The organism is Streptomyces sp. BK79 (genome assembly GCF_044142145.1).
GTDB lineage: Bacteria > Actinomycetota > Actinomycetes > Streptomycetales > Streptomycetaceae > Streptomyces.
Window position 1 is genome coordinate 14,188 of sequence record NZ_JBHVOC010000019.1, and the last position, 25,386, is coordinate 39,573.

Genomic DNA, 25,386 nt, shown 5'->3' on the forward strand with positions numbered 1-25,386 from the left:
AAGGGGCACCCACCACATGGCGGACAAAGAGCGTCTCAGCTACTACCTCAAGCGCGTCACCACCGATCTGCAGGACACCCGCAGGCAGCTGCGGGAGATCCAGGAGGAGCGGCGAGAGCCGATCGCGGTCGTCGGCATCGGATGCCGCTTCCCCGGCGAAGTGGCCTCGCCGGAGGACCTGTGGCGGCTGCTCGTGTCCGGCGGGAACGCCGTGGCCGACTTCCCCGCCGACCGCGGCTGGGACCTGGCCTCGCTGTTCGACCCCGACCCCGACCGGCCGGGCACCAGCTACACCCGTCGCGGTGCCTTCCTCGCGGACGCCGCCGACTTCGACGCCGAGTTCTTCGGGATCTCCCCGCGCGAGGCGCTGGCGATGGACCCCCAGCAGCGGCACCTCCTGGAGGTCGCCTGGGAGACCCTGGAACGGGCCGGCATCGACCCCGCGACGCTGCGGGGCAGCAGGACCGGCGTCTTCGCCGGCACGAACGGTCAGGACTACGTCCGCCTGCTGATGACCTCGCTGGAGTCCGAGGCCCTCGAAGGCCACCGCCTCACCGGCAACACCGCCAGCGTGCTCTCCGGCCGCGTGGCGTACACGCTCGGCCTGGAGGGCCCCGCCGTCACCGTCGACACCGCCTGCTCGTCGTCGCTGGTGGCCCTGCACCTGGCCGTCCAGTCACTGCGCCAGGGAGAGTGCGCCCTCGCGCTCGCGGGCGGCGCGACGGTCATGTCGACACCGGGCGCCTTCATCGAGTTCAGCCGCCAGCGCGGCATGGCACCCGACGGCCTGTGCAAACCGTTCGCGAACGCGGCGGACGGCACCGGCTGGGGCGAGGGGGTCGGCCTGCTCCTGCTGGAGCGGCTGTCGGACGCGCGCGCCAACGGCCACCAGGTGCTGGCCGTGGTGCGCGGCAGCGCCGTGAACCAGGACGGCGCCAGCAACGGCCTCACCGCGCCGAACGGCCCGGCGCAGGAGCGCGTCATCCGGGACGCCCTCGACAACGCCGGGCTCACCCCCGACGAGATCGACGCCGTCGAGGCACACGGCACCGGCACCACCCTGGGCGACCCGATCGAGGCCAACGCGGTCCTCGCCACCTACGGCCGCCACCACACGGCGCGACGGCCGCTGCTCCTGGGCTCGGTGAAGTCCAACCTCGGCCACACGCAGGCCGCCGCGGGCGTCGCCGGAGTCATCAAGGCGATCCTCGCCGTCCGCCACGCGGTGGTGCCGCCCACCCTCCACGTCGACCGGCCGACCTCCCACGTGGACTGGTCGTCCGGTGCCGTGCTGCTGCCGACCGAGCCGACGGACTGGCCCGTCACGGACCGGCCGCGCCGCGTCGGCGTCTCCTCGTTCGGAGTCAGCGGCACCAACGCCCACGTGATCGTCGAACAGCCGCCGGCCGCCGAGCCGGCCCCCGCCGTCACGGCACCCGGCCCCCTCACCCACGGCACCCTGCCGCTGCTGCTGTCCGGCCACACTCCGCGCGCCCTGCGCGCACAGGCCACCCGGCTCCTGGCGCGGCTGGACGACGACCCGGACGCCGGCCTCCTGGACCTCGCGTACTCGCTGGCCACCGGCCGCGCGGCGCTGCCCTTCCGGGCCGCCGTCGTCTGCGAGGACCGCGCGTCCGCGCTGCGCGGCCTCGACGCGCTGGCCCAGGGCACCGCCTCCCCGTACCTGCTCGGTGGCGACACCCGGGTCAAGAGCGGACGCACCGCGTTCCTGCTCGGCGGCCAGGGCGCGCAGCGGCCCGGCACGGGACGCCGCCTCCACGACCGGGTACCGGGGTTCGCCGCGGCCCTCGACGCCGTCGCGGCGACCCTCGACCCGCTCCTGGGCCGGCCCGTCCGCGACGTGCTGTTCGGCGACGACGGCCTGCTCGAGCACACGCGGTACGCGCAGCCCGCACTGTTCGCGCTCGAAGTGGCGCTGTGCCGGCTGTGGGAGAGCTGGGGAGTACGGCCGGACTACCTCCTCGGGCACTCCGTGGGCGAGGTCGCCGCCGCCCACGTGGCCGGCGTGCTCTCCCTGGAGGACGCCTGCGTCCTCGTCACGGCCCGCGGACGGCTCATGCAGGCGATGGCACCCGGCGTCATGGTGTCCGTGGCCGCCTCCGAGGCGGAGGTGGCACCCCTGCTCACCGACCGCGTCTCGATCGCGGCGGTCAACGGCCCCGCCTCCGTCGTCGTCTCGGGCGACGAGGACGCGGTGTCGTCCGTGCTGTCGGCCCTGGGCGAGCGCAGGTCGAAGCGGCTGGCCACGAACCACGCGTTCCACTCGCCGTCCATGGAACCGATGCTGGAGGAGTTCCGCTCCGTCGTCGAGGAGTTGACGTTCCACCCGCCGCGGATCCCGGTCGTCTCCGACGTGACCGGCCGGGTCGCCGCGGCCGACGACCTCGCGACCGCCGCGTACTGGGTGCGCCACGTCCGGGAACCCGTCCGCTTCCACGCCGGGATGGAGGACCTGCTCACCCGCGGGGTGACCACGTTCGTCGAACTGGGGCCGGGCGGCGTCCTCACCGGTCTGGGCCGCGACAGCGTGCCCGCCGACCGCACCGACGTACTCCTGACGCCCGCGCTGCGCCACGGCAAGGACGAGATCACCACCACCGTGACCGCGCTGGCCGGTGCCCACGCCAACGGCACCCCCGTCGACTGGGCGGCCGTGTTCGCCGGCAGCGGTGCCGCCCCGGCCGACCTGCCGACCTACGCGTTCCAGCGCGAGCGCCACTGGCTGAAGAACCCGTTCTCCGCGACCGGCGACGTGACCCGCGCCGGCGTCGGCACCGCGAACCACCCGCTGCTCGGCGCGGCCGTGGCGCTCGCCGACGGTGACGGACTGCTGCTGACCGGCCTGCTGTCCCGGCACAGCCACCCCTGGCTCGCCGACCCGGCCGACGGCGTGCCCCGTCTGGCCGCCGCCCTGCTGGAACTGGCGCTGCACGCGGGCGACCGGGTCGGCTGCGGCCGCGTCGCCGAGCTGGCCGTGGACGAGCCGCTGACCCTGCCGGAAACCGGCGGTCTCGTCGTACAGGTACGGGTGGGCGCGCCGGACGAGACCGGCGGCCGGCCCGTCACCGTCCACGCCCGTGAGGACCACGACGACGCCCCGTGGACCCGCCACGCCGCCGGCGTCCTCGACCGAGGCCCGCTGCCCGCGCCCGCGACGGACCACGGCCCGCCCGACGGGACCGCCGCGGCGAGCGGCACCGCCGGGACGACCGGCACCGCCGCTCCGCACGCCGAGCGGGGCAGCGGCGCCGACGGCCCGCGGCTGCTCGGCGCGCGGCGCGACGGCGACACCCTGTACGCCGACGTCGGGCCGTCCGCCGACGCGCCGGCCGGCACCGCCCTCTACGGCCTGCACCCCGCCCTCCTGGCCGCCGTCGTCCAGGCCGCCGGGCCTCTCATGCCCCCGGTGAGCGACCACCGGCTCAGCCTGCTGCCCGTCCGGTGGCACGGGGTGGAACTCCACGCACCCGGTGCGACCGCGGCCCGCGCCGAGCTCACCCTGACCGGCGAGCACACCGCGTCCCTGGTCCTCACCGACGACGCGGGGCGCACCATCGCCCGGGCGGACGCCGTGACGTTCGGGGAGACGGCCGTGCGCGGCCGGCACGGCGACGCCCTCTTCCGGATCGCCTGGGACGAGGTGCCGCTCGAGCACGGGAACATCCCCGACGACGGGTGGGCGGTGCTCGGGGACGCCGGCACCGCCGCCCTGTTCGGTGACGCGGTGCCGTACGCCGACCTCACCGAGCTGTCCCGGGCCGTACGGGCCGGGACCCCGGCGCCCGCCGTCGTCCTCGCCCCCGTGCCGCCGAACGGGCCCGGCGCCGCCGATGGCACCGAGGGCCCCGGGGATCCGGGTGCGCTCGGCCAGGACGTACGCGCCGCGCTCCGGACCGTCCTCGAACTGGCCCGGCAGTGGCTCGCGGACGACGCCTTCGCCGCGTCCCGCCTCGTGGTGGTGACCCAAGGCGCCGTGACCACCGCGCCGGACGCCCCGCCGGACGACCTGGCCACGGCCCCGGTCTGGGGGCTCGTCCGGTCCGCGCAGTCCGAGCACCCCGACCGGTTCCTGCTCCTCGACGTGGACGGCACGGCCGCCTCGTACCGTTCGGTCGCCCCGGCCCTGGCCGGCGGCGAACCCCAGCTGGCGCTGCGGGCCGGCACCGCCCACGCGCCCCGGCTGGCCCGGCTGCGGCAGCCCGGCCTCCCCGCCGCGCCACGCCTCGACCCCGACGGGACCGTCCTGGTCACCGGTGCCACGAGCGGCGTCGGCCGGCTCGTCGCCCGGCACCTGGCGGAGCGGCACGGCGTACGGCATCTGCTGCTGGTCAGCCGACGCGGAGCGGCCGCCGACGGCGCGGCCTCGCTGTGTGCCGAACTCGCCGAGCTGGGCGCCGACGCGACCGTCGCCGCCTGCGACGTGGGAGACCGCGACGAACTGGCGGCCTGCCTGGCGGCGATACCGGCCGCACACCCGCTGACGGCCGTCGTGCACAGCGCCGGTGTCGTGCACGACGGACTGATCAGCTCGTTGACCGAGGAACAGGTGGACCGCGTGCTGCGGCCCAAGGTCGACGCGGTGCTCCACCTCCACGACCTCACCCGCGACCTCGACCTCGCCGCCTTCGTCGTCTTCTCCTCGGCCGCCGCCACCATCGGCGCCGGAGGCCAGGGCAACTACGCGGCGGCGAACACCTTCCTCGACGCGTTCGCCACGCACCGCGCGGCGCTGGGCCTGCCGATGGTCTCCGTGCAGTGGGGCCTGTGGGCGGAACGCAGCGGCATGACGCGAGAACTCGGCGACGCCCACCACACGCGGGCCAGAAGCGCCGGCATCATCCCGATGCCCACCGAGCAGGGCCTCGCCCTCTTCGACGCGGCGCTCGACGCGGACCGTCCCGTCGTGGTCGCCGCGCCGGTCGACCTGGCCGCCTGGCGGGCGCGAGCGGCGTCCGGCACCGTGCCGCCGCTCCTGCACGGCCTCGTCCCGCCGGCGACGTCCGGCCCGGTGACGACCGGCGGTCAGACCTCCGGCACACGGCTCGACCTGGCCGGCATGTCGGACGCGGAACGGTCCAGGACGCTGCTGAACCTGGTCCGCACCCACACGGCCGCCGTGCTCGGCCACGACTCCACCGAGTCGGCCGGCGCCGACCGCCTCTTCAGTGAGCTGGGCATCGACTCCCTCACCGCGGTCGAACTGCGCAACCGCCTCACCCACGCCACCGGTGTCCGCCTGTCCACCACACTCGTCTTCGATTACCCGACCCCGGCCGAGCTGGCCCGCTTCCTCGACGAGGAACTGGCCGACACGGCACGGACGACGACGCGGACACCGTCCGCCGCCGCGACGAGCGGCACGCCGGACGAGCCCATCGCGATCGTCGGCATGGCGTGCCGCTTCCCCGGCGGTGTGCGCTCGCCGGAAGACCTCTGGCGACTGGTCGCCCAGGAGCAGGAGGGCATCGGCGCCTTCCCGACCGACCGCGGCTGGGACCTGGAGCAACTGCTCGGCGACGGCCGGTCGAGCGTGCGCAACGGCGGATTCCTGACCGACGCGGGTGACTTCGACGCGGAGTTCTTCGGGATCTCGCCGCGTGAGGCGCTGGCGATGGACCCGCAGCAGCGGCTGCTGCTGGAGACCAGCTGGGAGGTCTTCGAGCGGGCCGGCATCGACCCGGCCGCCCTGCGCGGCAGCGACACCGGTGTCTTCGCCGGCACCAACGGCCAGGACTACGCCCTTCTCCTCCAGGACCTCCCGGAGGAACTGGAGGGCTTCGTCGGCATCGGCAACGGCGGCGCCGTCTTCTCCGGCCGGCTGTCCTACACGTTCGGCCTCGAAGGCCCCGCGGTGACGGTGGACACCGCGTGCTCGGCCTCGCTGGTGGCGCTGCACCTGGCGGTGCAGTCGCTGCGGCAGGGCGAGTGCTCGCTGGCGCTCGTCGGCGGTGCGACCGTGATGTCGACGCCGATGCAGTTCGTGGAGTTCAGCCGGCAGGGCGGGCTCTCACCGGACGGGCGGTGCAAGGCGTTCGCGGCCGGTGCCGACGGCACGGGATGGTCCGAGGGCGTGGGTGTGCTGCTGGTGGAGCGTCTGTCGGACGCCCGGCGCAATGGTCATCGGGTGCTGGCGGTGGTGCGCGGGTCGGCGGTGAACCAGGACGGCGCCTCGAACGGACTGACCGCGCCGAACGGCCCGTCGCAGCAGCGGGTGATCCGGCGGGCCTTGGCGAGTGCGGGGCTGGAGCCGTCCGAGGTGGACGCGGTCGAGGCCCACGGGACCGGCACCAGGCTGGGCGACCCGATCGAGGCGCAGGCGTTGCTGGCCACCTACGGACAGGGGAGGCAGGAGCCCCTGCTGCTGGGCTCGGTGAAGTCGAACCTGGGTCATACGCAGGCGGCCGCGGGTGTGGCGGGTGTCATCAAGATGGTGATGGCGATGCGCCACGGTGAGCTGCCGGCCACGCTTCACGTGGACGAGCCGTCGCCGCACGTCGACTGGTCGGCAGGTGACGTACGGCTGCTGACGGAGCGGACGCCGTGGCCCGAGGTGGACCGCCCTTGGCGGGCGGGCGTGTCGTCGTTCGGTGTCAGCGGCACCAACGCGCACGTCATCCTCGAAGCCGCGACCGGCACGGACAGCCACCCCGCGGCGGAGGCGGGCGACGCCACCGGCCCTGTCACGCCCTGGGTCCTCTCCGCCGCCGACGACCGGGCCCTGCGCGACCAGGCGGCCCGGCTGCTGGAACGGCTCGACGACGAACCGGCCGCGGTGACCGGCGAACAGGTCGCCACGCCCGCCGACCTGGCGTACTCCCTCGCCACCACCCGGTCGGCGCTGCACCACCGCGCCGTACTGCTCCCGCGGACCGCCGCGGAACTGCCGGAACTCCTGCGGGCACTGGCCGAGGACCGCCCGGCCACCGGAACGGTCCGCGGCACGGCACTCACCCGACCGCAGATCGCGTTCGTCTTCCCCGGCCAGGGAACGCAGTGGAGCGGCATGGCGAGGGAACTCCTCGAAGCCGCCCCCGTGTTCGCCGCGCGCATGGCCGAGTGCGCGGCCGCGATCGACCCCTTCGTCGACTGGTCGCTCCTGGACGTCGTCCGGGGCGAGCCGGGCGCGCCCGCCCTCGACCGCGTCGACGTGGTCCAGCCGGTGCTGTTCGCCGTCATGGTCTCGCTCGCCGAACTGTGGCGCGCGTACGGCGTCGAACCGGACGCCGTCCTCGGACACAGCCAGGGTGAGATCGCCGCCGCCCACGTCGCGGGCGGACTCTCGCTGTCCGACGCCGCCCGCGTGGTGACCCTGCGCAGCCAGGCCCTGACCGCCCTGTCCGGCCGGGGCGGCATGGTCTGGGTGCCCGAAACACCCGACCAGGTCGCCGAACGGCTCACGACCTGGGACGGACGCCTCGCGATCGCCGCCGTCAACGGACCCGCCGCCGTGGTGGTGTCCGGCGAGAGCGAGGCCCTGGACGCGTTCCTGGCCGCCTGCCTCGCCGCCGACGTACGGGCGAAGCGGATCGACGTCGACTACGCCTCGCACTCCCCGCAGGTGGAGGAGATCCGGGAACGGCTCGCCGACGCCCTCGCGCCGATCCGCCCCCGGTCCGGCCACACCCCGTTCTACTCCGCCGTGACCGGCGAACCGCTGGACACGGCCCGGCTGGACGCCGCCTACTGGTACGACAACCTCCGCCGCACCGTCGGCTTCGAGCGGGCGACCCGGCAGGCCGTCGAGCACGGGCACACCGTGTTCGTCGAGGTCAGCCCGCACCCCGTGCTCATCCCCGCCGTGCAGGAGACCGCCGACGCACAGGAGCGGACCGTCTCCGTGCTCGGCACGCTGCACCGCGACGAGGGCGGCCTGCCACGCTTCGTGACGGCACTGGCCGAGGCGCACGTCCGAGGGGTCGCCGTGGACTGGCGGCCGGTCCTGCCCACCGGCCGCCCGGTCGACCTGCCGACCTACGCCTTCCAGCGGCGCCGGTTCTGGCCGGACGACTACCTGGCCCGCGCGGGAGACGCCTCGGGTCTCGGCCTGGCCGACGCCGCGCACCCGCTGCTCGGCGCCGTCGTCACGCCCGCCGGGGCCGACACCTGCCTGCTGACCGGACGGCTGTCCACCCGGACCCACCCGTGGCTGGCCGACCACCGCGTCCAGGACGCGCTCGTCCTGCCCGGCACCGCCTACGTCGACATGGCGATACGCGCCGGCGACGAAGTGGGCTGCCCGTGGATCGAGGAACTCACCCTGCGGGCCCCGCTGGTGCTGCCCCCGCACGGAGACGTCCACGTGCAGGTGACCGTCGCCGCCGCCGACGACGAGGGCCGCCGTGAGATCACCGTGCACGCACGGCGGGACGGCGACGCGGACTGGACCGGGCACGCCACCGGAGTGCTCGGCCCGGAACGCGAGGGCGCCTCGCGGGGCCCGCGCCCGGGGGAGGAGTTCCAGGACGGCCCGGCCGAGTGGCCGCCGCCGGGCGCGGTCCCCGTGCCCCTGGACGGCTTCTACCCGCGCTTCGCGGAGTCCGGGCTGCACTACGGACCCGTGTTCCAGGGACTGCGGGCCGCCTGGCTGGACGGCGACGACGTCCTCGCCGAGGTCCGGCTGCCCGAAGAGCAGCACTCCGCGGCAGGCCGCTTCGGCCTCCACCCCGCCCTCCTCGACGCGGCCCTGCACGCGCGCGCCGTCGCGACCGCGCGGCCCGGGGACGCGGCGCCGCGGCTGCCGTTCTCCTGGTCGGACGTCACCCTGTACGCCACGGGCGCGGCCGCCCTGCGGGTCCGGCTCTCCCCGACCGGGACGGACACCGTGGCCCTGCTGGTCACCGACGAGAGCGGGACCGCCGTCGCCTCGGTGGGATCCCTGGCGGTCCGGCCCCTCACCGGCGCACAGCCCGTCACCCGCAGCCCGCTGCACGCCCTGGACTGGACCGTCCTGCCCGTCCCCACCACGACGGGCGCCGTCCGTACGGTGCGGCTCGGCGACCCCGGACCGGAACCGGACGGCGAGCACCACCCGGACCTCGCCGCCCTGCTCGCCGCCCTCGACGCGGGCGCGGACCTTCCCGACGCCGTGTTCGCCGCCCTCCCGGAGCCGTCGCCAGGCGACGACGTCGTCGCGGCCGCGCACACGAGCGCGCGCACCGCACTGGACCTGCTGCACGCCTGGCTCGCCGAGGACCGGCTCGCCGACAGCCGGCTGGTGCTGGTGACACACGGCGCCGTCGGCGAGGCACCCACCGGCCCGGCCGGCGCCACGGCCTGGGGCCTGGTGCGCGCCGCCCAGTCGGAACACCCCGGGGTGTTCGGACTCCTCGACACGGACGGACACGCCGTACCCAAGGAGGTCCTCGACCTCGCCGCCGTCGGCGACGAACCGCAACTCGCCTGGCACGGTGGTGGTCTGCGGGTGCCGCGGTTGGCGCGCTTGGGTGCGGGTGGTGCTGGTGGTGTGGGTGGTGTGGGTGGTGTGGGTTCGGGGTCGTGGTTCGGTCCTGAGGGGACGGTGGTGGTGACGGGTGGTACGGGTGTGCTGGGGCGGTTGGTGGTGCGGCATCTGGTGGAGGTGTACGGGGTTCGGCGTCTGTTGTTGTTGAGTCGTGGTGGGGGGAGTGTGGAGGGGCTGGGTGCCGAGGTGTCGGTGCGGGTGTGTGATGTGTCGGTGCGGGAGGAGTTGGCGGCGGCGTTGGCGTCGGTGCCGGCGGAGCATCCGGTGCGGGGGGTGGTGCACGCGGCGGGGGTGCTCGACGACGCGTTGGTGGGTTCGCTGAGCGGGGAGCGGCTCGCGCGGGTCCTGCGGCCGAAGGTGGATGCCGCCTGGCACCTGCACGAGCTGACCCGTGACATGGACCTCACCGCCTTCGTCCTGTTCTCCTCGGCGGCCGGCACCCTGGGCAGCGCCGGACAGGGCAACTACGCCGCGGGCAACGTCTTCCTGGACACGCTCGCCGCGTACCGCAGGGCCCAGGGCCTGCCGGCACACTCGCTGGCCTGGGGCCTGTGGGAGGACCGCTCCGCCCTCACCGGGCGGCTCGACGGTCACGACCTGGACCGCGTCTCCCGCAGCGGCATCCGCCCGCTGTCCGCGGCCGAAGGGCTGGCGATGTTCGACGACGCCCTCGGGCGCGACGAGCCACTCGTCCTCCCGGTCGCCTTCACGGCCGGCGGACTCCGCGGCCGGGGCCAGGCCGTACCGCCCCTGCTGCGCGGCCTGGTCCGCGCACCGGAGCGCCGGACGGCCGCCTCCGCGGCACCGGGCGGCGAAGCACTGCGCGACCGACTCGCCGGCCTCGGGGAGAGGGACCGCCACGAGACCGTCCTGAACCTGGTGCGCGCCCACACGGGCGTCGTGCTCGGCCACAGCGCCGCCGAAGCGGTCTCGGCCGAACGGGCCTTCAAGGACATGGGCTTCAGCTCCCTGTCCGCCGTCGAACTGCGCAACCGGCTCGCTTCGGCCACCGGCCTCAGACTGCCCGCCACGCTGGTCTTCGACCATCCGAACGTGTCGGCACTCACCGATCACCTGCTGGCGAGACTCCTCGGCGAAGGAGCCGCGGCCGCCCCGGCGGCCGTCGCGGCACGCCCCGCGAGGGGCGCGGTCGACGAACCCCTCGCGATCGTGGGCATGAGCTGCCGCTACCCCGGCGGTGTCCGGTCCCCCGAGGACCTGTGGCGGGTGGTGTCCGGCGGACAGGACGCCATCTCCGCCTTCCCGACCGACCGCGGCTGGGACCTGGACCGCCTCTTCGACACGGGCCAGACCGTCAGGTCGTCCGCGCGTGAGGGCGGATTCCTCTACGACGTCGCCGACTTCGACGCGGAGTTCTTCGGGATCTCGCCGCGTGAGGCGCTGGCGATGGACCCGCAGCAGCGGTTGCTGCTGGAGACGAGCTGGGAGGCCGTCGAGCGGGCCGGCATCGACCCGGCCGCCCTGCGCGGCAGCGACACCGGCGTCTTCGCCGGCGTGATGTACCACGACTACGCGGCACGGCTCCACGACGTCGTCCCCGGCGACCTGGTGGGCTATCTGGGCAACGGCAGTGCGGGCAGCGTCGCCACCGGCCGCGTGGCGTACACCTTCGGTCTCGAAGGGCCCGCGGTGACGGTGGACACGGCGTGTTCGTCGTCGCTGGTGGCGCTGCACCTGGCGGCGCAGTCGCTGCGGCAGGGCGAGTGCTCGCTGGCGCTCGTCGGCGGCGTGACGGTGATGTCGTCGCCCGCGGCCTTCATCGAGTTCAGCCGGCAGGGCGGCCTCTCGCACGACGGGCGGTGCAAGGCGTTCGCGGCCGGTGCCGACGGCACGGGGTGGTCCGAGGGCGTCGGTGTCCTGTTGGTGGAGCGTCTGTCGGACGCCCGTCGCAACGGTCATCGGGTGCTGGCGGTGGTGCGCGGGTCGGCGGTGAACCAGGACGGCGCCTCGAACGGACTGACCGCGCCGAACGGCCCGTCGCAGCAGCGTGTGATCCGGCGGGCCTTGGCGAGTGCGGGGTTGCAGCCGTCCGAGGTGGACGCGGTGGAGGCTCACGGGACCGGCACCAGGCTGGGCGATCCGATCGAGGCGCAGGCGTTGCTGGCCACCTACGGTCAGGGGAGGCAGGAGCCGCTGCTGCTGGGCTCGGTGAAGTCGAATCTGGGTCATACGCAGGCGGCCGCGGGTGTGGCGGGTGTCATCAAGATGGTGATGGCGATGCGGCACGGTGAGCTGCCGGCCACGCTTCACGTGGACGAGCCGTCGCCGCACGTCGACTGGTCCGCGGGTGACGTACGGCTGCTGACGGAGCGGACGGCGTGGCCCGAGGTGGACCGGCCCTGGCGGGCGGGCGTGTCGTCGTTCGGTGTCAGCGGCACCAACGCGCACGTCATCCTCGAAGCCGCGACCGGCACGGACAGCCACCCCGAAAGGGAGGCGGCCGACGGCACCGCCCCGGTCGTCCCCTGGTTCCTCTCCGCCCGCGGCCCCGCTGCCCTCCGGGCCCGCGCCGCCCAGCTGGTGCCCAGCACCGAGCACGACACGGTGGACATGGCCTACTCCCTGGCCACCACCCGCACGGCTCTGGAGCACCGGGCGGCCGTGATCGCCCAGGACCCGGAGGGACGGGCCGCCGCCCTCACCGCGCTCGCCACCGGCGGCCGGGCGCCGGGAGCCGTCACCGGCACCGTGGTGCCGGACAACCGGCTCGCGTATCTGTTCTCCGGGCAGGGCGCCCAGTACACCGGCATGGGACGCGCCCTGTACGCCGCGTACCCCGCGTTCGCCCGGGCCTTCGACGCCGTGTGCGCGCGGTTCGACGCAGACCTGGACGTCCCGCTGCGTTCCGTCGTCTTCGACGGCGCCGCGTCGCTCGACGAGACCCTCTGGACCCAGCCGGCCCTGTTCGCCGTGGAGGTCGCGCTCGCCCGCCTCTTCGAGGACTGGGGCATCAGACCCGACCGGCTGATCGGCCACTCCGTCGGGGAGATCGCCGCGGCCCACATCGCGGGCGTGTTCACGCTGGAGGACGCGTGCACGCTGGTCGCCGCGCGCGGCCGCCTCATGCAGGAACTCCCGGCCGGCGGGGCGATGGTGTCGGTGCGGGCCACCCCGGACGAGGTGCTGACGTCGCTGTCCGGGGTGGAGCACCTCGTCGGCATCGCCGCCGTGAACGGCCCGTCGGCCACCGTCGTCTCCGGCGACGGCGACACCGTCACCCGCATCGAGGCGTACTGGGCCGGCCAGGGCAGGAAGACCCGGCGACTGGCCGTCAGCCACGCGTTCCACTCGCCCCTGATGGAGCCGATGCTCGAGGAGTTCGCCCAGGTCGTCCGCGGCCTGCGCCCCGCGCCGCCCCGGACACCCCTCGTGTCCACGGTGACCGGTGAGCCCCTCACGGACGAGCAGGCGTGTTCTGCGGAGTACTGGACCGACCACGCCCGGTCGACCGTGCGCTACCTCGACGGCGCGCACACCCTGCACCGGCTCGGCGTGACGACGTACGTCGAACTGGGGCCCGGCGGCGTCCTGACCCCGATGACGCGGGACTGCCTCGCGGACCGCGCCGACGCCGCCGCCGTCGTCCCCACCCTGCGTGCCGACCGGGACGACGTCACCGCCGTCCTCTCGGCCGTCGCCGCCCTGTACGTGCGGGGCACGGAAGCGGACCCCGCGTCCCTGTTCGCCGGCACGGGCGCGCGGCGCGTGGACCTGCCCACCTACCCGTTCCAGCGCCGGAGGTACTGGCTGGACCCGGCCAGGACGCCCGTACCGGCAGCGGAGGCGGCCGCCGCCGACGCCCTGCGGTACCGGGAGTCCTGGAGCCCCCTGGCCGAACCGACACCGGCCGTGCCGACCGGGACCTGGCTCGTCGTCGCCCCCGCGAACGGCCTCGCCGGTCCCGTGGACGCCGCGATCGCCACGGCGCTGGCGGCTCACGGCGCGCGGGTGCGCACCCTGACGCTCGACGGCGCACGGCCACGCGACGACGTCGCGGCACTGCTGCGCGACGCGGTGGCGGACGGGGAAACGGTCGCCGCGGTGGTGTCCCTGGCCGCGCTCGACGACCGGCCGTCGGCCGGGCACCCGGACGTCCCGGCCGGGATCGGGACGACCTTGGAACTGCTCGCCGGACTCGTCGAGGCCGACGTGCGGGCACCCCTGTGGTGTCTGACCCGGGGAGCGGTGTCCGCACACCCCGCGGACGGGCCGGTCGCTCCCGGGCAGGCGCAGCTCTGGGGTCTGGGCCGGGTACTGGCCCTGGAGCACCCCGACCGGTGGGGCGGACTCGTCGACCTGCCGGACGAGGCCGACGAACGCTGCCTCACCCGCCTCGTCGGTGCCCTCGTGAGCCGTACCGAGGACCAGGTCGCGCTGCGGCCCGCCGGTGTGTTCGCCCGCAGGGTGATCCGGGCCCTGCCCCGCGTCGGTGAACGCCGCCCGTGGACCCCGCACGGCACCGTGCTGATCACCGGCGGCAGCGGAGCCCTCGCCGGGCACGTCGCACGGCACCTCGCACGCCGGGGCGCCGACCGTCTGCTGCTGGTCAGCCGCCGCGGCCCGGACGCACCCGGGGCCGACGCGCTCACGGCCGAACTCACCGGCCTCGGCGCCGCGGTGACCACCGTGGCCTGCGACGTACGCGACCGGGACGCGCTCGCCGGGGTGCTGGCGGCCGTACCGGCGGAGCACCCGCTCACGGCGGTCGTGCACACGGCGGGCGTCAGCGAGGTGCGCGCGGCGGCCGACACGGAACCGGCCCACTACGCGGCCGTCACCTCGGCGAAGGTCGCGGGCGCCGCCCACCTGGACGCGCTGCTCGCCGACCGGCCGCTCGACGCCTTCGTCCTGTTCTCCTCGATCGCCGCCACCTGGGGCGCGGGCGGCCAGGGCGCGTACGCGGCGGGCAACGCCTTCCTCGACGCACTCGCACGCGGCCGGGCCGCGCGCGGGCTCGCCGCGACCTCGATCGCCTGGGGAGCGTGGGACGGAGACGGGATGGCCGACGCCGACGGCCTGACCCGGCGCGGAGTACTGCCGATGGACCCGGCCCTCGCCCTCGACGCCATGACGGAGGCGGTGGAGTACGCCCGGACCACGGTCACCGTCGCCGACGTCGACTGGTCCCGGCTCGCCCCGCTGTTCGCCGCGGTCCGGCCGGCCCCGCTGTTCGCGGAACTGCCGGACGCGCGCCAGGCGCTGACCGCGGCACAGGACGGGACGCCGTCGGGCGGACCGGTCGCCGGCCTCGCCGGTCTGGACGCCGTCGCCGGACCTCAGCGGCGCCGGATCCTGCTCGACCTGCTCCGCGCCGAGGCCGGCGCGGTGCTCGGGTACTCCGGGTCCGAACCCGTCGCGGCGGACCGGGCGTTCCAGGACCTCGGGTTCGACTCGCTGACCGCCATGGAACTGCGGGACCGGCTCGCGACGGCCACCGGACTGCCGCTGCCGACGACACTGGTCTTCGACTACCCGTCGCCCGCCGCGCTCGCCGACCACCTGGTAGCGCTCCTGGCGGGCGACGCCGAGCCGGACGGCGACCCGGCCGACACCGCGCCCGGGGCCGCCGCGACCGCGGACGAGCCCATCGCGATCGTCGGCATGGCCTGCCGCTTCCCCGGGGACGTGCGCACCCCCGACGACCTGTGGCGGCTGGTGCGCGACGGCGGCGACGCGATCACCGAGTTCCCGGACGACCGCGGCTGGGACCTCGCCGCGCTGCACGCCCCCGACCCCGAGCGGCCGGGTACGTCGTACACCAAGGAGGGCGGATTCCTCACCGGAGCCGGGGACTTCGACGCGGCGTTCTTCCGGATCAGCCCCCGTGAGGCGCTGGCCATGGACCCGCAGCAGCGGCTGCTGCTGGAGACGTCCTGGGAGGCCGTCGAACGGGCGGGCATCGCACCCGACGCGCTGCGCGGCAGCCGTACCGGCGTGTTCGTCGGCACGAACGGCCAGGACTACTCGCTGCTCCTGCACGCCGCGGCCGAGGACCTCGGAGGGTACGTCGGCACCGGCAACAGCGCCGCCGCCGTGTCCGGCCGTATCGCCTACAGCTTCGGTCTCGAAGGCCCCGCGATCACCGTCGACACCGCCTGTTCCTCGTCGCTGGTCTCGCTCCACCTGGCCTGCAAGGCGCTGCTGCGCTCGGAGTGCTCCCTGGCGCTGGCCGGCGGCGCCGCCGTGATGGCGACACCGGCGGCCTTCGTCGAGTTCAGCCGCCAGCGCGCCCTGGCACCGGACGGCCGCTGCAAGCCGTTCGCCGACGGGGCGGACGGCACCGGCTGGGGCGAGGGCGTCGGCGTGCTCCTGCTGGAACGGCTCTCCGACGCGCGCCGCAACGGCCACCGGGTCCTCGCCGTGGTGCGGGGGACCGCCGTCAACCAGGACGGCGCGAGCAGCGGCTTCTCGGCCCCCAACGGCCCCTCCCAGCAGAGGGTCATCCGCGCGGCGCTGGCCGAGGCCGGGCTGCGCGGGCACGACGTCGACGCCGTGGAGGCCCACGGCACCGGCACCTCGCTCGGCGACCCGATCGAGGCGCAGGCGCTGCTGGCCACGTACGGACGCGACCGGGACGCGCAGCGGCCGCTGCTGCTCGGCTCGGTCAAGTCCAACATCGGCCACACGCAGGCGGCCGCGGGCGTCGCCGGGGTGATCAAGATGGTCGAGGCGATGCGCCACGGCCTGCTGCCCGCCACCCTGCACGTCGACGAGCCCACCACGCACGTCGACTGGTCGGCGGGCGCGGTCCGGGTCCTGGCCGACGCGGTCGAGTGGCCCGAGACGGGCCGGGCACGCCGCGCGGCCGTCTCCGCCTTCGGCGTGACCGGCACGAACGCGCACGTGATCCTGGAGCAGGCACCCGACCTCGAAGGCGCCGGAACCGACGTACCCGTGTCCGACGGCGACCTGTCCGTGTCCGGCGGCGACCTGTCCGCGTCCGACGGCGACGCGTTCGCCTCCGGCGGCGACGGACACGACGCGCCCCGCGCCCTGCCCGTCGTCCCCTGGGTGCTCTCCGCGCGCACCGAGGACGCCCTGCGCGACCAGGCCCGGCGGCTGCTGACCGCCCTGACGGACGGCGGCGCGGACACCCCCGGCCCCAGTGCCGTGGACGTCGGCCACACGCTGGCGACGGCCCGGGCGGCCCTGGAGCACCGCGCGGTCCTGCTCGGCGCCGACCGGGCGGAGCTGCTGCGCGGCCTGGCCGGGGGCGGCGCCGTGACCGGCCGCGCCGTCCCCGACGCGCGAACGGTGTTCGTCTTCCCGGGGCAGGGGGCCCAATGGGTGGGCATGGCCGACGGGCTGATGGCCGAGTCGCCGGTCTTCGCCGACCGGATGCGGGAGTGCGCGGCCGCGCTGAGCCCGTACACGCAGTGGTCGCTGCTCGACGTGCTCGGGGACGCCGACGCGCTCGCCCGGGTCGACGTGGTGCAGCCGGCGCTCTTCGCGGTGATGGTGTCACTGGCCCAGGTGTGGCGCTCGCTCGGCGTCGAACCGGACGCCGTGGTGGGCCACTCGCAGGGCGAGATGGCGGCCGCGTGCGTCGCGGGGGCGCTGTCCTTGCAGGACGCCGCCCGGGTGGTGGCCCTGCGCAGCCGCGCCCTGGTCCGACTCGCCGGCAGCGGCGGCATGGTGTCGCTGGCCGCGCCCGCCGAGCGCGCCGAAGCACTGCTGGCCGGCCACAGCGGCCGGCTGTCCCTCGCGGCGGTCAACGGCCCGTCCTCGGTGGTCGTCTCGGGCGACCGGCGGGCACTGGACGACCTGCTCGCCGAGGCCGGACGGCAGGGGATCCGGGCGCGCCCGGTCGAGGTCGACTACGCCTCCCACGGGGCCGCGGTCGAAAGCGTCCGGGACGAACTGACCGACGCCCTCCAGGGAATCCGGCCCCGCGTCGCGAGCGTGCCGGTGTACTCCACCGTGACCGGTGAGGCCATGGACACCACGGCCTGGGGACCCGACTACTGGTACCGCAACCTGCGCGGCACGGTCCGCTTCGACACAGCCGTGCGGGCCGCGCTCGCCGCGGGGGCCACCTGCTTCGTCGAGGTCAGCCCGCACCCCGTGCTCTCGGGCAGCGTGCAGGAGACCATCGACGACGCCGGACGCACCGCTCTCGCCCTCGGCACCCTGCGCCGCGACGAGGGCGGCACCCGCCGCCTGCTCACCTCCGCGGCCGAGGCGTTCACGCACGGCGTCCCGGTGCGGTGGCAGGAGGTGTTCGAGGGCACCCGCGCCCGCCGGGCCGACCTGCCGACCTACGCCTTCCAGCACGAGCGGTACTGGCTGCGCCCCGCCGCGCAGCCCGCGACGTCCCCGGCGGGGCTCGGCATGACCGTCGCCGGTCACCCGTTCCTCGGCGCCGCCGTGGAACTCCCCGGCACGGACGGGTACGTGTGCGTCGGCCGGATCACCCGCCACAGCGCGGCGTGGCTCGCCGACCACGAACTGCGCGGTGACACGGTGCTGCCCCACGCCGCCCTCGTCGAGCTCGCCCTGAGCGCGGGCGCCGACCTGGGAGCCGGCCACCTGCGGGAGTTCACCGTCGAGGCACCGCCTGCCCTGCCGGACGACGGAGCCCTGTGCCTCCAGGTCGCCGTCGGGGGCCCGGACGACACCGGCGCCCGTACCGTCACCGTGCACGCGCGGCCGGACATGGACTCGGCGGAGTGGACGCTGCACGCCCGGGGTGTGCTGGCGACCGCGCCGCACGGCGTCACCCGGGCGCGTCTCCTGCCGCCCGTCGACGCCGTGACCGTCGAACCGGCCGCCCTGTACGACCGGTTGGCGTCGCTCGGTGTGGGGTACGGGCCCGCGTTCCAGGCCCTGCGGTCGGTGCGGCGGGAGGGCGCCGAGGTGTTCGCGGAGGTCGCCCTGCCCGACGACGTCGACGCCGACGCGTTCGGCACCCACCCCGTCCTGCTGGACGCCGCGCTGCAGGCCGTACGGCTCACCGACAGCGACACCCACGGTGACAGTGACAGTGGCAGTGACAGTGACTCCGACACCGGCTCCGGTGTCCTGACGCCCGTCTCGTGGCGCGGGGTGACGTGTCACGCGGTCGGCGCCTCGGCGCTGCGCGTGCGGCTGACACCCACCGGGACCGACGCGTACACGCTGGTGGCCGCGGACGAGTCGGGCGAGACCGTCCTGACCGTCGAGGAGATCACCCTGCGGCCGCTGCCGGACGCCCGGCCGGACACCGACCGCGCACTGCGGCGCGACGGCCTGTTCCACGTCGACTGGGTCCCGGTGGTCGCGCCGACGGCGGCACCGCGCCGCGACTGGGCCCTGCTGGGCGACGGCGCCCGAGCCCTCATGCCCGACTGCGCGGACCTCGTCACCCACCAGGACGTGGCGGCACTCGGCACGGCACCCGCCGTACCCGAGGTCGTGCTGGCGCCCTGGGAGCCGCAGACCGACGTCCACGCGGCCACCGCGCGGGCGCTGGAACTCGTACGGTCCTGGCTCGCCGACGACCGCACGGCGGACGCGAAGCTCGTCCTGATCACCCGCGGAGCCGTCGCCGCCGCGCCGGACGAGGACGTGACCGACCTGGCGGGCGCCGCCGTCTGGGGCCTGGTGCGCTCCGCCCAGTCCGAGGATCCCGAACGGATCGTGCTCGTCGACGCTCCGGAACCGCCTGCCCGGGACGTCCTCGCCGCGGCGCTCGCCACCGGGGAACCCCAGATCGCCGTACGCGCCGGTGGTCTGCGGGTGCCGCGGTTGGCGCGGTTGGGTGTGGGTGGTGGAGGTGGTGCTGGTGGTGCTGGTGGTGTGGGTTCGGGGTCGTTGTTCGGTCCTGAGGGGACGGTGGTGGTGACGGGTGGTACGGGTGTGCTGGGGCGGTTGGTGGCGCGGCATCTGGTGGAGGTGTATGGGGTTCGGCGTCTGTTGTTGTTGAGTCGTGGTGGGGGGAGTGTGGAGGGGCTGGGTGCCGAGGTGTCGGTGCGGGTGTGTGATGTGGCGGTGCGGGAGGAGTTGGCGGCGGCGTTGGCGTCGGTGCCGGCGGAGCATCCGGTGCGGGGGGTGGTGCACGCGGCGGGTGTGCTCGACGACGCGTTGGTGGGTTCGCTGAGCGGGGAGCGGCTCGCGCGGGTCCTGCGGCCGAAGGTGGATGCCGCCTGGCATCTGCACGAGCTGACCCGTGACATGGACCTCACCGCCTTCGTCCTCTTCTCCGCCGCGGCCGGCATCCTCGGCAACCCGGGCCAGGCCAACTACGCCGCGGCCAACGCCCATCTGGACGCCCTGGCCCTGCACCGCAGGGCCAGGGGGCTGCCCGCGCAGTCCCTGGCCTGGGGGCTGTGGGCGCAGGCCACCGGCATGACCGGGCACCTCGACCCCGCCGAGCTGGAGCGGATCGCCCGGTCCGGAGTGCTCCCCCTCTCCGCCGAGCAGGGCCTGCGCCTGTTCGACCTGGCCTGTGCGGCCGACGCTCCCGCCGTGGTGCCGATGCTGCTGGACACGGCCGCGCTGCGGGCCCGGGCACGCCACGAGCCGCTCCACCCGCTGTTCGACGGCCTCGTCCGCCGGCCCGTCCGGCGCGTGTCCGGCCCGGTACGGCCCGAGAGCGGCGAATCCCTCGCCGAGCGCCTGGCCGCCGTACCGGAGGAGCAGCGCGACGAGGTCGTGTTCGAGATCGTGCGGTCGGCGACGGCGTCGCTGCTCGGCCACACCGACCCGGAGAAGGTCGAGAGGGACCGCACGTTCGTCGAACTGGGCATGGACTCGCTCGGCTCGGTGCGGCTGCGCAACCACCTGGCGGCGGTCTGCGGCGTACGACTGCCCGCGGGCCTGATCTTCGACCGTCCGACGCCGATGGACCTGGCGGTCCACCTGCGTTCGCTGATCCTGCCGGCGACCGGCGACGACGTACCCGAGGAGGTGGCCACCGCGCTCCTGGTGCTGGAGGAGCTGAACAAGCTGCGGGGAAGCATCGCGGCGATGCCGGCCGACAGCGCTCCGCGCGTCCGGATCAACACACTGCTACGCGCCCTCACGTCCACGTGGGGGACCGACTGACATGGGGGGAGAACACATGTCCGCGCGGGAGACGTCCCAGATCCTCGACGTGGCCGGGATCGGCTTCGGCCCGTCCAACCTGGCCCTGGCCATCGCGTTGCGGGAACGGGGCGAACAGGCGCCGAACGCGGCCTTCTTCGAACGCAGTACGTCCTTCGGCTGGCATCGCGGCATGCTGATCGACGACGCGACGATGCAGATCTCGTTCCTCAAGGACCTCGTCACGATGCGCGATCCGACGAGCCCGTTCAGCTTCCTGTGCTACCTCAAGGAACGCGATCGGCTCGTGGACTTCATCAACCACCAGATCCTCGTGCCGTCCCGGGCCGAGTTCCACGACTACCTCGCCTGGGCGGCTGCCAAGATCCCCCAGGACGTGAGTTACGGCAGCGAGGTGACCGCCGTCCGCGCCGTGCAGGGCGACGGCGTGGTCGACCGTCTCGAGCTGCTGGTCCGTGACGTCGCCGAGCCGGGCCGTACGCGGACCGTCCTGGCCCGCAACCTCGTGGTGGCCACCGGCCTGCGGCCCGCCGTGCCGGACGGCATCGAACTGTCCGAACACGTCTGGCACAGCTCCGACTTCCTGCACCGGCTCGCCGGACTGCCCCCGGCGCCGGGGCGCACCTTCACGGTGGTGGGGGCCGGGCAGAGCGCGGCGGAGATCACCAACCACCTCCTGGGGAGGTTCCCCGACGCCCGCGTGCACGCGGTCTTCTCGCGCTACGGCTACAGCGTCGCCGACGACAGCCCGTTCGCGAACCGCATCTTCGACCCGGCCGCCGTGGACGACTACTACCTGGCGTCGCCCGAGGTGCGGCGGTCCCTGATGAAGTATCACGGCAACGCCAACTACGCGGTCGTCGACCTCGACCTGATCAAGGAGATCTACCGCCGCCAGTACCAGGAGAAGGTGGCCGGCACCGACCGGCTGCGGATCGCCAACGTGTCCCGCGTCCGCGCGGTCACCCCGTCCGCCGGCGCCGTGGACGTACGGATCGAATACCTCCCCGACGGCCGGACGGAAACCGTGAATTCCGATGTCGTCATCTTCGCCACGGGTTACCATCCAGCAGATCCGCTGCCCTTGCTCGGAGACCTGAACGACTTCATCGAACTGGACGACGACGGTATGCTGCGGATCGACCGCAACTATCGAGTCGGCACGTCCGAGAAACTCACTTGCGGCATCTATCTGCAGGGCGCGACCGAGCACACCCACGGCATCTCGTCGAGCCTGCTCTCCATGACCGCCGTGCGCTCCGGAGAAATCGCCGAATCCCTGTGCGCGGAGCGCCGGCGCACCGCACGATCCTGACACCCCTGACACGGAAGAGGAGACCGGCATGCAGTCGGACGAGAAGGTTCCCGGCACCGACCTGCCCCAACTGGACTACTACGAACTGGTCGGCCCGATGCTGCGCCGGGAGTGGGACGACAACTTCCACTTCGCCTACTGGCTCGGGCCGGACGACGACGCCACCGTCGAGGAGGCGACCGACCGGTTCACCGACCTGCTGATTCCGAAGCTCGGCGTCGGCGCCGGAAAGCGGGTGCTCGACGTGGGCTGCGGACTCGGGAAGCCCGCCGTCCGCGTGGCCAGGGCGACCGGCGCCGCCGTCCTCGGCATCACCATCAGCACCTACCAGATCGGGCTCGCCACCGAGCGGGCGGCCGCCGAAGGGCTCGCCGAACAGGTGCGGTTCCAGCAGGCGGACGGCACGGACATGCCCTTCGACGAGGGCTCGTTCGACGCGGTGCTCGCCTTCGAGTCGATCGTCCACATGGACCGCCGCCGCGCCCTCGCCGAAATGGGCCGGGTCGTCGCACCGGGCGGACGGGTGGTGCTGACGGACCTGTTCGACCGGGAGGACATCACGGACGAGGAGGCCGCCGAAAGGGCTTCCCGACCCGGCGCGCTGCCCCGCCTCGCGGAATACGGGGAGCTGCTCGCGGAGGCCGGACTGGTGGCCGACGAGATCACCGACATCTCGGAGAACGTGAGCCCCTCGTTCACGATGATGAATGACATCACCCTGGCGAACAAGGACGAACTGGCCAAGCTCTTCAATTTCACGCCGGAGCAGTCGGAGGAGGCGGAGAGCATGGTCGGCCAGATGACCGGAGAACTCGGCTGCGTGCTGATCGTGGCCCATCGGAAGTCCTGAATTCCAGTTTCGGCCGGACGGGAACGGAGCGGGATCAATGACGCAACAGGAAAACCGACGACTGCGCAGAATATCCATCTTCGACGCCACTTTACGAGACGGTGAACAGGCGCCGGGAAACGCGATGACCACCGAGCAGAAGAGAACGCTCGCGCTGGAGGCCGAGGCATACGGGGCCGACACCGTCGAGGCGGGTTTCCCCGGCTCCTCCCCGGAGGACTTCGAAGCCACCCGCCTCATCGCCGAGGCACTGGCCCCCACCACCCGGTTCGCCACGTTCAACCGGACCTCCCGGGACGACGTACGGCTGTCCGTGGAGGCAGGGGGAACACGCCCCAACCACCAGGTCCAGATCTGTGGCACGGGCAGCGACCTGCACCTGAAGTACAAGCGCGGCATCACGCGCCAGGAGGCGGTCAGGGAGACCGGGGACGCGATCCGGTACGCCCACTCCCTCGGGGCGCAGGACATCTCCTTCGGCGTCGAGGACGCCAGCCGCGGCGAGAAGGACCTGATCGAGGCGCTCGTCACCGAGGCGCTGGAGGCCGGGGTCACCACCGTGATCCTCGCCGACACCACCGGCTGCGCCACCCCGCAGGAGTACGGCGACCTGTGCGCGATGGTCCGCTCCTGGCTCCCGGACGACGTCACGCTCGCCACGCACTGCCACGACGACCTCGGACTGTCACTGGCCAACGCCCTCGCCGGCGTCCAGGCGGGTGCGAACGAGGTCCAGGCCACCCTCGCCGGCATCGGAGAGCGCGCGGGCAACACGCCGCTGGAGGAAATGGCGGCGACACTGGCGTACAAGGGCGAGCAGTTCGGCGCCACGACCGGCATCCGGCTGGACCGCCTCTACGGCGCCTTCCAGCGGCTGTCGTCGGCAATCTCCATGGCGCCGCCCCGCAACAAGGCGATCTTCGGCGACAACGCCTTCGCCACCGAGGCGGGCATCCACCAGGACGGCATCCTCAAGAACCCGGCGACCTACGAGTTCATCAACCCGTACCGGTTCGCCCGGGAGCGCTCGCTGCTGGTCGGCCGTCACTCCGGCCGCGCCATCTTCCGGCACGTCCTGGAACAGCTCGGCATGGAGCCCGACGACGCCCTGGTGGAGCGGCTGTACCAGGAGTACGTCACGGAACGCCCGGACGGCCGGTGCGACGAGCTCGACGTGGTGCGCACCCGGCTGACCGCCGAGTTCGGTCCGGCCGGCGACGGGGGCACCTCCACGGCGAAGAGCCGCCGATGACGGGCCCGGCGACGGAACCGACGACGGCACCGAGGACCCTGGTCGAGAAGGTCTGGGACAGCCACCGCGTAGGCGGCACCACGGACGGGCCCGACCTGCTCTACATCGACCTGCACCTGGTCCACGAGGCGACGTCCGCCCAGGCGTTCGACGGCCTGCGGCTGGCCCGGCGCCCCGTGCGCAGACCCGATCTGACCCTGGCCGTCGAGGACCACAACGTGCCCACCGACAGCCTCGTCATCACCGACCCGGTCAGCGTCGAACAGGTCACCACCCTGCGGGGCAACTGCGCCGAGCACGGCATCGAACTCTTCCGCCACGGCGACGGGCAGCAGGGCATCGTCCATGTCGTCGGCCCCGAACTGGGCGCCGTGCAACCGGGGATGACCGTGGTGTGCGGCGACAGCCACACCTCCACGCACGGCGCGTTCGGCGCCCTCGCCTTCGGCATCGGCACCAGCGACGTGGAGCACGTGCTCGCCACCCAGACGCTGGCCCTGCAACGGCCCCGGACGATGGCGGTCGAGTTCACCGGCGAGCCCGCACCGGGCGTCACCGCCAAGGACCTCATGCTCACCCTGCTCGCCCGGATCGGCGCCAACGGCGCGCACGGCCACGTCCTGGAGTACCGCGGCGAAGCCGTCCGCCGGCTCTCCATGGAGGGCCGGATGACCATGTGCAACCTCAGCATCGAAGCCGGCGCCCGGGCCGGACTCGTCGCGCCGGACGAGACCACCGTCGCCTACCTCGCCGACCGGCCGAGGCGGCCGGCCGGCCGGGCCTGGCGGGACGCGCTCGCCCACTGGGAGACGCTGCGCTCCGACCCCGGCGCGGTGTTCGACCGCACCGTCACCGTCGACGTGGGCGACCTCACGCCCGTGGTGACCTGGGGAACCAACCCGGGGCAGGCCGTGCCCCTCGACGACAGCGTGCCCGACCCGGACACGTACGCCGACCCCGTGGAACAGGCCGCGGCCCGCCGGGCCCTGGACTACATGGGCCTGACCCCGGGCACCCCGATGCGCGACATCGAGGTCGACACCGTGTTCCTCGGCTCCTGCACCAACGGACGTGTCGAGGACCTCCGCTCGGCGGCCGAGGTCCTGCGCGGCCGCAAGGTCGCGCCCGACGTCCGCATGCTCGTCGTACCCGGCTCCATGCGGGTCCGCGAACAGGCCGAGAAGGAGGGGCTGCACGAGGTGTTCCTGGCGGCGGGCGCCGAATGGCGGTTCTCCGGCTGCTCGATGTGCCTCGGCATGAACGCCGACAGGCTCCCCGGCCGCCAGCGCTGCGCCTCGACGTCCAACCGCAACTACGAGGGACGGCAGGGGCGCACCGCACGCACGCACCTCGTCTCCCCGGCCGTCGCGGCGGCGACCGCGGTCACCGGCCGACTCGCCGCGCCGGCCGACCTGGACCGCCGGTGACCGAACAGACCGAGG

Annotated in this window: 5 protein-coding genes; all 5 read left to right on the plus strand. The window is 74.3% G+C overall.

Features of this window, described 5'->3' with window-relative positions:
• Positions 1–16: 16 nt before the first annotated feature.
• Genes ACFIF2_RS23355 through leuC form a run of 5 tightly spaced genes read left to right on the plus strand, consistent with a single transcriptional unit; the run spans position 17 to position 25,371 of the window.
• Positions 17–20,527, plus strand: a complete 20,511-nt coding sequence (locus ACFIF2_RS23355) for an SDR family NAD(P)-dependent oxidoreductase (protein ID WP_395575163.1) — start codon at positions 17–19, stop codon at positions 20,525–20,527.
• Positions 20,528–20,543: 16 nt separating this feature from the next.
• Positions 20,544–21,842, plus strand: coding sequence for a lysine N(6)-hydroxylase/L-ornithine N(5)-oxygenase family protein (locus ACFIF2_RS23360; RefSeq protein ID WP_395575164.1), 1,299 nt, complete (start codon positions 20,544–20,546; stop codon positions 21,840–21,842).
• Between the two features lie 28 nt (positions 21,843–21,870).
• Positions 21,871–22,692, plus strand: a complete 822-nt coding sequence (locus tag ACFIF2_RS23365) for an SAM-dependent methyltransferase (protein WP_395575165.1) — start codon at positions 21,871–21,873, stop codon at positions 22,690–22,692.
• A 37-nt stretch (positions 22,693–22,729) separates the two neighbouring features.
• A complete protein-coding gene (locus ACFIF2_RS23370) occupies positions 22,730–23,944 on the plus strand; it encodes a LeuA family protein (protein WP_395575166.1) in 1,215 nt (404 codons plus the stop codon).
• Positions 23,941–25,371, plus strand: coding sequence for a 3-isopropylmalate dehydratase large subunit (leuC, locus tag ACFIF2_RS23375; RefSeq protein WP_395575167.1), 1,431 nt, complete (start codon positions 23,941–23,943; stop codon positions 25,369–25,371). Before ACFIF2_RS23370 ends, leuC begins: the two co-directional genes overlap by 4 nt.
• Positions 25,372–25,386: the final 15 nt, after the last annotated feature.